General features: G+C 69.1%; 7 protein-coding genes. 4 read left to right on the top strand and 3 right to left on the bottom strand.

From position 1 onward, the window contains the following. Nucleotides 1-5 precede the first annotated feature (5 nt). Nucleotides 6-995 carry a YdcF family protein gene (locus H4281_RS19400; RefSeq protein WP_182892338.1) on the top strand — a complete coding sequence of 330 codons (990 nt, stop codon included), beginning with the start codon at nucleotides 6-8 and terminating at the stop codon, nucleotides 993-995. Between the two features lie 52 nt (nucleotides 996-1,047). Here H4281_RS19400 and H4281_RS19395 read toward each other — a convergent pair whose 3' ends face one another. Then, a complete protein-coding gene (locus H4281_RS19395) occupies nucleotides 1,048-2,502 on the bottom strand; it encodes a tachylectin-related carbohydrate-binding protein (protein WP_182892337.1) in 1,455 nt (484 codons plus the stop codon). A 127-nt stretch (nucleotides 2,503-2,629) separates the two neighbouring features. Next, nucleotides 2,630-3,160 carry a hypothetical protein gene (locus tag H4281_RS19390; protein ID WP_182892336.1) on the bottom strand — a complete coding sequence of 177 codons (531 nt, stop codon included), beginning with the start codon at nucleotides 3,158-3,160 and terminating at the stop codon, nucleotides 2,630-2,632. 347 nt (nucleotides 3,161-3,507) lie between these two features. Between H4281_RS19390 and H4281_RS19385 the strand changes: the two genes are divergently transcribed. Further along, nucleotides 3,508-7,740: a hypothetical protein gene (locus H4281_RS19385; RefSeq protein WP_182892335.1), complete on the top strand. Its 4,233-nt coding sequence runs from the start codon at nucleotides 3,508-3,510 to the stop codon at nucleotides 7,738-7,740. A gap of 816 nt (nucleotides 7,741-8,556) precedes the next feature. Here H4281_RS19385 and H4281_RS19380 read toward each other — a convergent pair. Beyond that, nucleotides 8,557-10,089, bottom strand: a complete 1,533-nt coding sequence (locus H4281_RS19380; protein ID WP_182892334.1) for a DEAD/DEAH box helicase — start codon at nucleotides 10,087-10,089, stop codon at nucleotides 8,557-8,559. 277 nt (nucleotides 10,090-10,366) lie between these two features. Here H4281_RS19380 and H4281_RS19375 point away from each other — a divergent pair, with 277 nt between their 5' ends. Together H4281_RS19375 and H4281_RS19370 are read left to right on the top strand one after the other, a co-directional pair. Continuing rightward, on the top strand, nucleotides 10,367-11,695 hold the full coding sequence (locus H4281_RS19375) for a serine hydrolase domain-containing protein (protein WP_182892333.1): 1,329 nt from the start codon (nucleotides 10,367-10,369) through the stop codon (nucleotides 11,693-11,695). 12 nt (nucleotides 11,696-11,707) lie between these two features. Then, entirely contained in the window at nucleotides 11,708-13,435 is a 1,728-nt protein-coding gene (locus H4281_RS19370; RefSeq protein WP_182892332.1) for an acyl-CoA dehydrogenase family protein, read from the top strand. The last annotated feature ends 240 nt before the right edge of the window (nucleotides 13,436-13,675 follow it).

Below are 13,675 nucleotides of genomic sequence, written 5' to 3'. Positions count from 1 at the left end.
GGACCATGACTTCCGGGCTGTTCGCGCTGGCTTCCGCGCTCGTATTCGCCGTACGGTTCGCGCGCGAGCCGCGGCGGGTCGGCAACGCGGTGTGGTTCCTGGTCGCGCTCGGGTTCACCGGGTTGTGGCTGCTGTCGTTCTTCAACCACGTCGAATGGGCCCAGATCGCGATCATCGCGCTGGTGGCGCTCGTCGGCGGGCTCGGCGCGTTGGCGTTGCCGTGGGCACTGATCGCGAACGGCGTTGTGATGCTGCGCCGCGAAGGACGGCGGCTCGCGAACCTGCTGTCATTGCTGGCCGGGCTCGGTCTGCTCGCGGTGTTCGCTCTCGCGGTCAGCTCGCTGGTCTTCGACGATCAGCCGGTGCTGCGCGTGGCCGCGATGGCGGTGCTGTTCGTGACCGGGTACCTGGCGTTCCTGTTCACGGCGCTGTTGCTGTACTCGATCCTCTACAGCCGGGTCACCCGCCGCGCTCGTGCCGGAGCGGTGGTCGTCCTCGGCTCCGGCCTGCAGGGCGACCGGGTGCCGCCGCTGCTGGCGAGCAGGCTCGACCGCGCGGTGCAGGTGCAGCAGCGGTCGCCGGGGGCGTTGCTGGTGGTGTCCGGCGGGCAGGGCGCGGACGAACTGACGTCGGAAGCGGACGCGATGGCGCGGTACCTCATGGACGCTGGGGTTCCGGCGGAGCAGATCGTGCTGGAAGACCGGGCGACGACCACGAGCGAGAACCTGCGGTTCAGCGTCGCTTTGCTTGCGCAGCGGGGGTTTTCCGGGCCGATTCTGGCGGTGACGAACAACTACCACGTGTTCCGGACCGCGGTGCTGGCTCGGCAGTTGGGGTTGCGGCTCAACGTGATCGGGGCGAGGACGGCGTCGTACTTCGTGCCGAGCGCGTTCTTGCGGGAGTTCGTGGCGTTGCTGCTGGAGTACCGGAAGACGAACGCGGCCGCGTTGCTGGTTTTGGGCGTGGGGCCGTTTTTGCTGTTCCTGATCAGCTGATCGGGCCGGATCGCCGTGCCGCACTCCGGAACGCGGCACGGCGATCCGGTTTCTAGCGAACCAAGGTGCAGGAGTTGCGCTGCGCCTCCACGTCGGAGAACTGCTGCCACCCGCCGTCGCCGATCACGGTCGGGCCGGGGGACCAGGTGTCGCTGTAGGGCAGGTAGCGGTACCAGCGCAGTTCGCCCTTGCCGGTGACGGTGTAGAGGACGTCCGCGCCCGCGGAGGTGATGCGGGTGAACGCGTTCCAGCCGCCGTTGCCGACTAGCTTCTTTTCCTGCGCCCACTTGTGTCCGGCCTCGTCCCAGACGTAGCGGTACAGGAAGCCGCCGGTGCTGCGGGCGTAGAGCACGCCGTCGCCGCCGCCGGTGATGAGGTCGTAGGAATTCCAGCCGGTGCCGAGGGTTTCGGCCGACCAGGTCTTGGCGGCGTTGTCGTAGCGGCGGCGGGAGAGCGAGCCGTCCGCGTTGACGACGTAGATGTCGCCGCGGCTGTCGATGGTGATGCGGTTGTGGTTGGCCGCGTCGTCGAACCCGGTCCAGCCGGTGGCGACGACGGTGCGCGAGTCGGCCGTCCAATCGGTGCCGTTCCATTGGTAGCGGTAGACGTCGCCGTTCGCGCGGATGCCGTAGACCAGCCCGTCCGGTCCGGCGAGGAGGCGGACGTAGCCGTTCCAGCCGCCGGTGCCGATCGTGGACTGCTGGGGCGCCATCGGCCCGCCGTCAGCCGGATTCGGGTGCTGGTAGAGCTGCAGGTCGCTGGTGACAGCGAAGAGCGGAACCGTTGCCTGGCACTGGATTGTCAACTCGGGCGCCTGCGCGCGGATCCAGTCGACGAGGTCGTCGGTGCGGGTTTCGACGCTGCCCTGGCGAGTTTCGGCGACGGCGAGGCAGCCGTGCTGCCACGACCGCGAGTTGATCCCGACGAGTTCGGGAGTGTTGTTCGCCGCGGTGCGGATCGCGGGGCCGCCCGCGTCGCCGAGGCAGGTGTCGTGCCCGTTGGCGTTGGCAAGGCTGAAGGTGGTGGCCGCGACCGACGCGGTGATGAAGGGCGAGGTCGTGGCCTTGTCCGGAACCCAAGTGTCGGAGGTGCGGCCAAATCCGGCGACGGTAAGCGCTTCGCCCACCGCCGGCGCGGTCCGTCCTAGAGCGATCGGGGTGACGTTGACGATCGGAGTGGCGAGCTTGGCCAGCACCAGATCCCGGTCCGGCCGCGGGACCAGCGTGGCGACCTTCGCGGTGGTTCCGCCCGCGGTGACGGTGACCGGACTGCTCGGCGCTCCGGAGCCAGCCGGAACGCACCCGCTGGCGGTGACGATCCACTGCGGTCCGAGAAGAACGCCGCTGCAGCCGTGCCCGTCGGCGGCGACGCGAACGACGAAGTCGAATGCCTTGTCGGGGACGGGGGTTCCGCCGCTGATGGCGTCCGCGGCCGGAACGATCAGCAGGCCTGCCGCGAGGGCGGCCGAGACAGCGACGGCCAGCCTCAGGCGTGGGGGAGTAGTCACGGCAACGTTATCGGGGGTGCGGGCGCGGTATTACCGCGAGTGCCGGTGAGCGGGAGCGGTATTCCCGGCCGTCGGTACAGACGCGCGGAAACGGCCGGCGAAACAGTTTCCGCCAGCCGCTCCGAAATCACGAGGATGCGTCCAATTGGAGCAGGGTGGTCGGCGCGCCGGGCGGGTTGGTCCCGACTCCGACCTGAGTCGTTCCGCTCGGATTCACGTCGACGGTGCTGTGCTGCCCGCTGTCGGTGGTCAGTTCCGCCCGCACCTTGTGCCCTGTCCCGGAATTGATCCCGTCGCCCCGGATGGAATAGACGGCCGGGATTTTCATCGTGAGATGACCGGTCGGCGCGATGACGTGGAAGCACACGCGGCCGTCGCTGCCCTGCCCGACCGGTTCGCTGGTCCGGACCTGGATCAGGCCGACGGTGTCCGGGCCGGACGGGCAGGCGGCGAACAGGATGTGCCCGTCGCCGGAGAGCAGTTCGACGTGATAGTCGGCGAGAATCTGCGCCGCGCCGGGGTAGTGGTAGTCCTCGACGACGGAGGGCTGCTGGTCCTCCGCGGTGGCGGCGGCTCCGGTGCTCAGTGTCAGCGCCGCCGCTGCCGCGGTGCAGGCCGCGGCCGCGGCCGCGGCGGCGGATTTCGTTCGGGTCGACAAGCTCAAAATTCCCCCTTGCGGACTAGCGAATCATGGCAAAGCGAGCAATGAACCCGGCTCGGCCTGCGTGCGCGGACGATCCTGGCGGGCGTTTTTCGCTGAACCCAGTGCGAGTGTTAGCACTAATGTGACGCGGTTCACTTTCTATTCTTCAATAAAAGAAAAAGTAAACAGTTCTTGACTCGGTTTCCCTTGGTAACTTTATGAATTCGAAATCGCTTCCGGGTGGCGGCGACTGGCTAGTCTCGACCGGAGACGCGTGGTGATCGGACGGTCACCGGGGATCGCGTGGCATTTCACAGGGGGAATCGATGCGTACGGCGAAAGCCCGCTTTCGTGCTGCTCTGATGACGTTCTTGACCGCCTCCTTGGCCGCCGGAACGGTGCAGGCCCCGGCCGTCGCGGCCGAGGCGCCGCGAGCAGCGGCTTCCGCCGCGCCGGCGGGCAGCACGGATACCGATCGGGCCAAGACCTGGCGGTTGTGGCAGTTCGGCGGCCCGGCGACCAAACGGGACGCCGCGGTCGCGCTGGTCGGTTCCGACGCGGATGTCACGCGATTCCTCACCTCGCAGAAAGACGTCGACGCGTCCATCGACCGGAGCATCCACGTCAACCAGCTGATGTCCTCCGGCGGTGTCGCGACCCGGACGGCCGCGCAGAAGGCGCTGGACGCCAACAGCGACGACGCACTCGAAGCCTTCCTCGACACCGGCTGGGAAGGCGCGCACGAGAACGACCTCGCGCTGCGCGTCAACCAGATGATGGCCGCGGGCGGGCCGCAGCTGAAGCAGGCCGCTCAGAAAGCCTTGGACGCCAACACCGAAGAAGCGTTGCGGACCTTCCTCGCCACCGGCTGGAAGGTTCCGTTCGGGACCGACCAGGCGGTCAAGGTCAACCAGGAAATGGCCGCAGGCGGACCGGAGGTGAAGAAGGCCGCGCAGCAGGCGCTGGACGCCAACACAGACGACGCCCTCACCCAGTTCCTGGCCATCGATCTTCCGGTCGCGCAAGCTCGCGACGCTGAAACAGCGACCATCGCCGACCTCGTCGCCACCGCCAACTCGGCTTCGGCGCAGGCAGCGACCCAAACTGAGCTGGCAAAACAGGAATCCGACCGCGCAGTCGCCGAAGCTGCTGCAGCGGCGAAGGCCGCGCAAGCCGCCAAGGACGCTGCTGCGGCCGCGCAGGGACATGCCGGTCAGGCGACCGAAGCTGCTTCGCAGGCTGCGTACGCCGCGAACCAGGCCGCGATCACCGCTCGAGAGGCGATCGGGGCCGCGAACGCTGCTTCGCGCGCCGCACACACCGCGGCCGCTGCGGCGTCTCGTGCTGCTGCGGCGGCTTCCCGTGCGGGACAGGCTGCGTCGAACGCGTACGACGCGGCTGCGCAGGCATCGCTCGATAAGGAGCACGCGGACGTCGCGCGGAATGCCGCGCAGACCGCGCGCGATGCCGCAGTAGGTGCGGAGAAAGCAGCTGGTGCTGCCCGCGCGGCGCGGACGGCGTCGCAGCAGGCGGAGAACGCGGGTGCCGCCGCACACGATGCTGCACTGCAGTCAAGCAACGCTGCCGCTGCCGCTACGGATGCCGCTAACAACGCTGCTGCCGCAGGCGCGGACGCACGTCAGGCGCAAGCCGCGGCCGCGACGGCTCGCGCGCAGGCGGCTCGCGCCGTCTCGGCGGCGAACGCGAGCCAGTCGTGGGCACACCAGGCGAGCGATGCCGCTGATCAGTCTGCGAACGCAGCGCACGCGGCTGCCCTCGATGCGAACGCCGCTGCGCAAGCGGCCGACGACGCGGCAGCACATGCCGGCGAGGCAGCGGACGCGGCGAAGAAAGCCACCGAGCACGCGAACGCCGCGACAGCCGCCGCGAACGCCGCGGTCACTGCCGCCAATCAGGCCATCCAGATCGCGCAAGCCGCGCGCAAGGCGGACGACGACCGGATCGCACAGGCCAGCCAAACAGCGGACGATGCCGCCAAATCCGCGTTGGCCGCTTACGCCGCACAGCCGAAGCCGAAGCGGTGGGACGTCGACCAAGTCAGTACCTGGGACGCGGAAACCACCCGGTTGATCGCCGAAGCGACGGCGGCAGGCGCTCCGCGGGCCACAGTGCTCGCCGACGCGCGCAAGGTCGCGCTGACGCTGGCCGACACCGGAGGACAGTGGACGAAGGCGGCCGCGCAGGCAGCGCTCGCAGCGACCGACGACGAGGCGATCGACTTCGTCACCACCGGCGTGCAAGCCGCCGCGGGGCAGGACGACCGGTCGATCCTCCGGCAGCTGTGCGAAACCGCGACGACCGGTTTCCAGACCGCGGCGAACACCGCGCTCGCCGGCAGCGACGCTCAGGTGCGCGACTTTTTGCGCAGCCGGGATTACCCGGGCCGGGAGCAGGACGACGCGCTGCAGGTCAACCAGATCATGTCGGGCGCTCGCACGGCCGGGCGCACGATCGTCGTCCAGTACGCGCAGAAGGCGCTGGACGCCAACACCGATCAGGCTCTGCGCGACTTCCTCGATGCCGGCCAGTACACCGCGCTCGGAATCGACGACCAGGTCAAGGTCAACCAGGTGCTGTCCGGCGCCCGTAACGCCGGGCAGCGCGAGGTGGCCGCCGGAGCGCAGGCCGCGCTGGACGGACCGCCGACGCTGGCCCACGAGTTCTTGGTCGTCGGGCAGTACAGTGCGGCGCGGCGGGACCAGAACACTGCCGCGCACAACGCTGCGATCGATTCCTTGCTGGCCCAAGCGTCCCGCGCGGCCGCGAACGCGACTCACGACGCCAATGAAGCGCAGGCTGCGGCCGCCCGCGCCCGCAACGCGGCGGATGACGCGAACCGGTACGCACAAGAGGCCAACGCGGCCGCCGCTCAAGCCGCGGACTACGCGAAGACCGCGCAGACGGCCGCCGACCGCGCAGCCGCGTCCGCTAAGCAGGCGCAGGATTCCGCGAACGCCGCCGCTCGGGCAGCGGCCTCCGCGGTCGCTTCCGCGGACGCGGCCGGCCGTTCGGCGGCCTGGGCGCAGCATTCCGCGCAGGTAGCCGCGAACTATGCCCGCGAGGCAGCGGATTCAGCCGCGACCGCGCATCGGATGGCGGTCGACGCGGGCAAGGACGCCCACGATGCCGCGGTCGCCGCGCAGCAGGCCTGGGAGGCCGTCGCCACCAAGGCGAAGGCGGAGAAACAGCAAGCGATCCAGGACCGGCAAGCGTCCTGCCGAGACCAGTACCGGTCGCACGACTCGCTGCTCTACCTGAACAACCAGGACTGCAACCTGCTGTTCTCCGGCAGCAAGGCCGACCAGGAGCGGATTCTCGCGCACCTGCAAGAGGTCTGCCGGAACATGAACCCGGCAGGCAGCGCAGACACCGCGCGCTGCCTCGACCCGCACAACCTGCTGAGCTCCAACTTCGTGGCCCGGCCGTTCGACGGTTCCGGCCAGGAACTCTCCGAGTACGGCGGTTTCGTCCTGATGGGCTTGGTCGCACTGGCCTGCCCGGAGTGCGACCTGGTCGAACTCCTGGGCGGGGCGGTCGCCGACCTGGCCGACGGGGTCGGGCTCGGCGAGATCTTCGCCGGGGACCTGCTCGACGCGGCCATGGGCAGCGCGCTGGACACGGTGACCTCGCGGGCCATCGCCGCGGCCGGCGAGGCAGGCGACCTCGCCGCCGAGGCGGTCGCGGAAGCGGCGCAAATGGCCAGGGTGGCGCAAGAACTGTCGGAAAACCCGTTGCTGTGCGGGCTGAACAGCTTCACACCCGAGACGCGGGTCTTGATGGCCGACGGGTCGGCGAAGCCGATCAAGGACATCCGCGTCGGGGACGCGATCACCAACGCCCGCCCCGACGACGCGACGCGGCAGCAGCACACGGTGGCGCACATCAGCGTCACCGACACGGACACCGATTTCGTCGACCTGCGCATCGACACCCCGGCCGGGCCGCGGACGATCACGTCGACCGCGCACCATCTGATCTGGAACACCGGTGCCCACGCGTGGACCGCTGCGGCCGACTTGCGCCCTGGCGATCAGCTAGACACGCCCGGAAACGGGCATGCGCGGCTGATCGACAGCCGCCGGTACACGGCGAACAGCCGGACGTACAACCTGGCGATCAACACCACGCACACGTTCTACGTGCTGGCCGGCGAGACGCCGATTCTGGTGCACAACGGGGCCAAGTGCATCGAAGAGGTGGAGCCGGGAATCTTCCGCTATGACGACGGCTCGATCCGGACGTCGGACGGCAAGTTCGCGGGGACCGACGGGACGAACGTCGGGGCGGACGCGGAGAAGGCGGTATGGGACGCGCTCGAGGCGGATGGGTTCAAGGTCGTCCGCGGCCGGATTTACACCAAGGGGAACGGCGACCAAATCCGGGTCTACGACGGTGCGGTCGATCTCGGGAACGGCCGGTACCGCGGACTGGAAATCAAGAGCGGAAACGCGAGAAAGACGACTGCGCAGAACCGGTTCGACAATTGGGTCATGTCCGGGAACGTCGCGGTCGGCATCGGGAATTCGACCGGCTTTGCTATCGTTGACGTCGAGTTGCGGAAATTTGGCGGCTGAGCCGGCGAGGCCGGTCGCCTCCCACGGGTGCGGGCAAGGTGGGCAGCATGTTTTCGACGAGTCGGGCCTTGGTGTCGAGAGGGCTGGTCGAGTACGGGGAGGAGGCCGTGGCCGAGTGGGTTTCCGGATGCGGCGACGACGACTTCCACCGGGTGTGCGGCGTCGCGGAATGGCTCATGGCGGATCCGTTGGGATGTCTGCCCGGCCCGGGGTTCACTCCTGTGGCGGCCTCGTCGATCGCCGCGGTCTTTGTACACGACGGGCATCCGAGGAAACTTGCCAGGGCCAGGAGGCGGAAGCTTCCCGAGTTGTCCCGGGAGGAAGCTCGCAAATTGTCCTTCGCCGGTTCACCGGATTCGCGTGATTTGGCAGCAAAAGGAAGCTTCTACGGGGTGACTGAGGAGTTCAAGTCGTTTTGGCGGGAGGCTCGGCGTTCGTGACGAGCCGCTGCGCTGTCGGTGCCGCGGCCTGAAGGCCACGGTGCGGGCCTCGAACGGCGTCGCCCTCGGAAACGCTGCGGAGGCGAATATCGTCGCGATTCTCGAATCGATGTTGCGTGGCGGGGAATGCGGTCATCTCCAGCAACCGCAACCCGGAGAACGTCTTCATTCAGGTGTGGCTTCGCGACAAACGCTGACTTTCCCGCAGGGCAAGGTCGTCGCCGCCATCGTCGGATGGCTTGCCGCCGACGGCTGCTGGACAGCAGCTTTCCCATAGAAGCACATCGGCGACTGGTTCGCCGACGAGGAAGCGGGCTGACCCCCGCACGGAAAAGCGGGTCGGGGACCGAAATCCCCGACCCGCCCCGTGCACAACTCAGGACTCTGACTGCCGCCGACCGCTCGAGCCGTTGCGGCGATTGCGTGGCGGCTGGCCCGATCCGCGACGGTCGGCACCGGCAGCGCGACGTCCAGCGCCCTCCGCCCCTCGGCGACCGGCACCTGATCCGCCGCGGCGCTGGTCTTCCCGCCGGGCCTGACCTGGCTGCCGCTCCGCGGAACGAGCCTCGCCCTGCCGAGGTCCGCCGCGGCCGCCGGAACGCCGGGACTGCGCGCCAGTCCGAGCGCCGAGCCCGCCTCGGTTCTCCGAGGGGGCGCCGCGGCGTCGGCCGGTGCCTGGTGCGGCGCCGGAGGCGGTCACCGTCTTCGGGCGGTTGTCCACCACGGGGCGGCGCGGCGAAGCGGTGAACGAGCGGTCCCCGGGGGCCAGTTCGGCCAGCAGCGGGTGCGTCGGCGAGATCCGCGTGGTGGTCGGCGAGATGCCTGCCTTCCGGGTCAGTGCGCGGACGTCCGCGACCTGCTCGTCGGTCATCAGGGTCACCACGGTGCCGGACGCGCCCGCGCGAGCGGTGCGGCCGGAGCGGTGCAGGTACGCCTTGTGCTCGACCGGCGGGTCGGCGTGGATGACCAGCGTGACGTCGTCCACGTGGATGCCCCGGGCGGCGATGTCGGTGGCCACCAGGGTTTTCGCGGTGCCCGACGAGAAGGCTTCCAGGTTGCGCGTGCGCGCGTTCTGGCCGAGGTTGCCGTGCAACTCCACCGCGGGGACGCCGCTTGCGACGAGTTTGCGGGTGAGGGCCTTCGCGCGGTGCTTCGTGCGGGTGAAGACCAGGGTGCGGCCGGGAGCCGCGGTGAGGTCGACCAGGACGGGCAGGCGGTGGGTTTCCTCGAGGTGCAGCACGTGGTGCGTCATGGTCGAGACGGGGGACTGCGCCGAGTCGACGCTGTGCAGCATCGGGTCGTTCATGAAGCGCTTCGCGAGCACGTCGATGCCGTTGTCGAGCGTCGCGGAGAACAGCAGCCGCTGGCCGCGCTCGGGGGTCGCCGCCATGATGCGGCGGACCTCGGGCAGGAAGCCCAGATCGGCCATGTGGTCGGCCTCGTCGAGGACGGTGATCTCGATCTTGTCCAGCTTCGCTTCGCCGGAGCGCATGTGGTCGGCGAGCCGTCCGGGGCAGGCGACGACGATGTCGACGCCGTCGCGAAGGCGGGTGATCTGCGGGTTCGCGCTCACGCCGCCGAAAATCGTGGTCGCCTTGAGGCCAAGCGGGCGCGCCAGCGGCACGATCGCGGCCTCGATCTGGGTGGCCAGTTCGCGCGTCGGGGCGAGGATCAGCGCCCGCGGACGGCCGGGGCGGCGCCGCGTCGGGCCCGCGGCCAGGCGGGCCAGCACGGGCAGCACGAAGCCGTAGGTCTTGCCGGAGCCGGTGCGGCCGCGGCCGAGCACGTCGCGGCCCGCGAGGGTGTGCGGGAGCGTGGCGGCCTGGATCGGGAAGGGCTCGGTGACGCCCTGTGCGGCGAGCGCGTCGACAAGAGGCTTGGGCAGGCCGAGTTCGGTGAAAGTCGTCATGGTTGGTGCGGACGCGAAAGCGTCCCGTATCTCCGTACGTAGCGCGGTTGTCCTGCCCGGCGCGGCCTCGGATGGCTGCGGCGCGTGGTCGTCGACAACAGTGAAACGCGGTCCGAGGCAGAACTGAGCGGACCGCATCGTCCACTATACCGTCCCAAGATCCGGCGGGCTACGTGATATCGCCCGCAGGCCGCCACGCGCGAACCGACGAAGCGGACGCGCGATGTTCGTTCGTTTCCACCATCGACGCCGCGCACGCGGGTGCGAGGCTGGCCGCATGAGCGCAGACGAACTCCGGGGACTGCTGGGCGAATGGGCGCGAGAGGCGCGAGTTCCCGGCGTCTCAGCCGGGATTTTCCACGAGGGCAAGGAAACCCTGCTGACCGCGGGGGTGTCCAGTGTGGACACCGGAACGCCGGTGGACGACGACACGCTGTTCATGATCGGCTCCACGAGCAAGACGTTCGCCGCCGCCGCGGCGCTCGTGCTCGTCGAGGACGGCGTACTCGAACTGGACCAGCCGGTGGTCGAGTACCTCCCGGATCTGCGCCTGGCCGACCCGCTCGCCCGCAAGACCGTGACGCTGCGCCACCTCCTCACGCACTCCTCCGGCTTCCTCGGCGACATCGAGGTCGACACCGGCTGGGGCGACGACGCGCTCGCCCGCGCGGTGCAGCGGTTCGACGAGTTGCCGCAGGTGTTCCCGGTCGGCGAGGTGTTCTCCTACTGCAACGCCGGATTCCTGCTGGCCGGCCGGGTCGCCGAGGCGGTGTCCGGGACCGCCTACGAGGAGCTGGTCCGCACCCGGCTGCTGGAGCCGCTCGGCATGACCGATTCGTTCTTCCAGCCCTGGGAGGTGCTGACCCGGCGGCACGCGGTCGGGCACGCGCTGCGCGAGGACGGTCCGGCGGTCGCGCACACTGTCGGCCTCGCTCGGGCGGACGCGCCGGCCGGCGGTCTCTGGTCGACTGCCCGTGACCAGCTGAAATGGGCCCGATTCCAGCTGAATGGCGCGGAGGTGCTGAGCGACGAAACCCGTCGGCTGATGCACGCCGCACAGCGCAAGGGCGCGCTGCCGTTCGAGGAGGTCGGGCTGTCCTGGCTGCGGCTGAGCCACGGCGACGCGCAGTTGGTGCGGCACGGCGGGAACGTCAGCAACCTGCAGTTGTCGGAGTTCGTCATGGTGCCGAGCGAGAACCTCGCGGTCACCGTGCTCACCAACAGCGCGGGCGGCGGCGCGCTCGGTCCGCGGATCGTCGACTGGTGCCTGGACAACCTGGCTGACCTGCCGAAACTGGACAGTCGTCCGTCCAGGGCAGTCGACCCGGGCGACTGCCCTGGACGCTATCGGACCGGCTCGCTCATCTTCGAGGTCGCCGAACGGGACGGCTCGCTCTGGGCGCAGATGATCCTCGACACCGACGATCCGGACATCCTCTCCGCTCCGCCGTTCGAGGTCGTCTTCGTCGCCGAGGACGTGCTCGCTCGCGCCTCGGACACCCGCAGGCCGAGCGCGCGTTTCCGGCGCGACGGCCACGGCCGGGTGGACGCGGTGGAGTTCGGCGGCCGCACCGCGCTAAAGTTACCGGGCAGTAATATCGGCTGACCTGGAGATGCGATGAGCGAAACGGCGACAGCGCTGCTGAACCCGCGCGATTACGACGCCCGGAGGTTCGACCCGGAGACCCAGCGGCTGCTGCGGGCGACGATCGACTGGTTCGAAGCGCGCGGCAAACGCCGTCTCGCGCAGGCGTATCACGACCGCGAGTTCTACGCCGACTTCCTGGAGTTCGCGGGCAAGGAAGGCCTGTTCGCCACGTTCCTCACGCCGGCCGCGGATTCGGCGGGGAACCCGGAGAAGCGCTGGGACACCAGCCGGATCGCCGCGCTGGCGGAAATCCTCGGCTTCTACGGCCTCAACTACTGGTACCCGTTCCAGGTCACCGTCCTCGGCCTCGGCCCGGTGTGGCAGAGCGGAAACGCGGCCGCCCGCAAGCGGGCCGCGGAAGCGCTGGCCGAGGGCGGCGTCGGCGCGTTCGGACTGTCGGAAAAGGAGCACGGCGCGGACATCTACTCGTCCGACCTCGTGCTCACCCCGGACGGCGAGGGCGGCTACCGCGCGAACGGGTCGAAGTACTACATCGGCAACGGAAACTGCGCACGCACGGTTTCGGTGTTCGGCCGGATCGACGGCGTCGAAGGACCCGGGCAGTACGTGTTCTTCTACGCCGATTCCGAGCACCCGAACTACCACGTCGTGAAGAACATCGTGCCGTCGCAGATGTACGTCGCGGAGTTCCGGCTCGAGGACTACCCGGTGCGCGCCGAGGACATCCTCCACACCGGGGCCGAAGCCTTCAGCGCCGCGCTGAACACGGTCAACATCGGCAAGTTCAACCTGTGCTTCGGCGGCATCGGGATGGCGACGCATTCGCTGTACGAGGCGATCACGCACGCGCAGAACCGCATCCTGTACGGCAACCCGGTCACCGATTTCCCGCACGTGCGCCGCGAATTCGTCGAGGCCTACGCGCGGCTGACCGGGATGAAGCTGTTCTCCGACCGTGCGATCGACTACTTCCGCTCGGCGAACCAGCAGGACCGCCGCTACCTGCTGTACAACCCGATCACCAAGATGAAGGTCACCACCGAGGCGCAGAAGGTGATCGGACTGGTCGCGGATGTCGTGGCGGCCAAGGGTTTCGAGGCCGACACGTACCTCGCGATGGCCAAGAACGACATCGACGGCCTGCCCAAACTGGAGGGCACGGTCGCGGTGAACCTCGCGCTGATCGCGAAGTTCATGCCCGCCTACCTGTTCGCGCCGCAGGAATACCCGGCGGTGCCGACCCGCGACGACGCCTCCGACGACGACTTCCTGTTCCGCCAGGGCCCGGCGCGCGGGCTGTCCAAGATCCGGTTCCACGACTGGAAACCCGCGTACGAGAACGCGAAGCACCTGCCGAACGTCGCCCGGTTCACCGAACAGGCCGACGTGCTGGTGCGCCTGCTTTCCGAGGCGACCCCGGACGAGGCGCAGCAGAAGGACCTGGACTTCGGCCTCGCGCTGACCGAGCTGTTCACGCTCGTCGTGTACGGGCAGCTGATCCTGGAGCAGGCTGAGCTGACCGGCGTGTCAGACGATGTGCTAGACCAGCTGTTCGCGGTGCTGGTGCAGGACTTCAGCGTCGCCGCGGTCGATCTGCACGGCAAGCCGAGCTCCACGGAGAAGCAGCAGGAACTGGCACTGGCCGGGTTGCGGAAGCCGGTGGTGGACCACGAACGGTTCGGCCGCGTGTGGGAGAAGGTGCGCGAGCTTTCCGGCGCGTACGAGATGAATCCGTAGAGGAGCTGCCGAGTCGCTAGGGTCGGGACGGCGGGCGGCGCTGTGCCGCACCAGCGCCGGTGTCTGCGATATCGCCGAAGCGATTCGCAGCACCGGCGCGGTGATCTTCGCGCTCCCCGGAGTGCGCCGCCTGATCAGCTAATGGACGATTGCCGCTTGCGACTCGGCGGCTTGTCGTTCCGCAATAGAGGCCGCTGCTCGGACTGATGGGCAACAGCTCCTGGCGCGCTAGAGCTCTAT

The organism is Amycolatopsis dendrobii (assembly GCF_014145675.1).
Lineage (GTDB): Bacteria > Actinomycetota > Actinomycetes > Mycobacteriales > Pseudonocardiaceae > Amycolatopsis > Amycolatopsis dendrobii.
The sequence above is the reverse complement of the archived record's forward strand: the minus strand, read 5'-3'. Positions and strand labels throughout refer to the sequence as shown.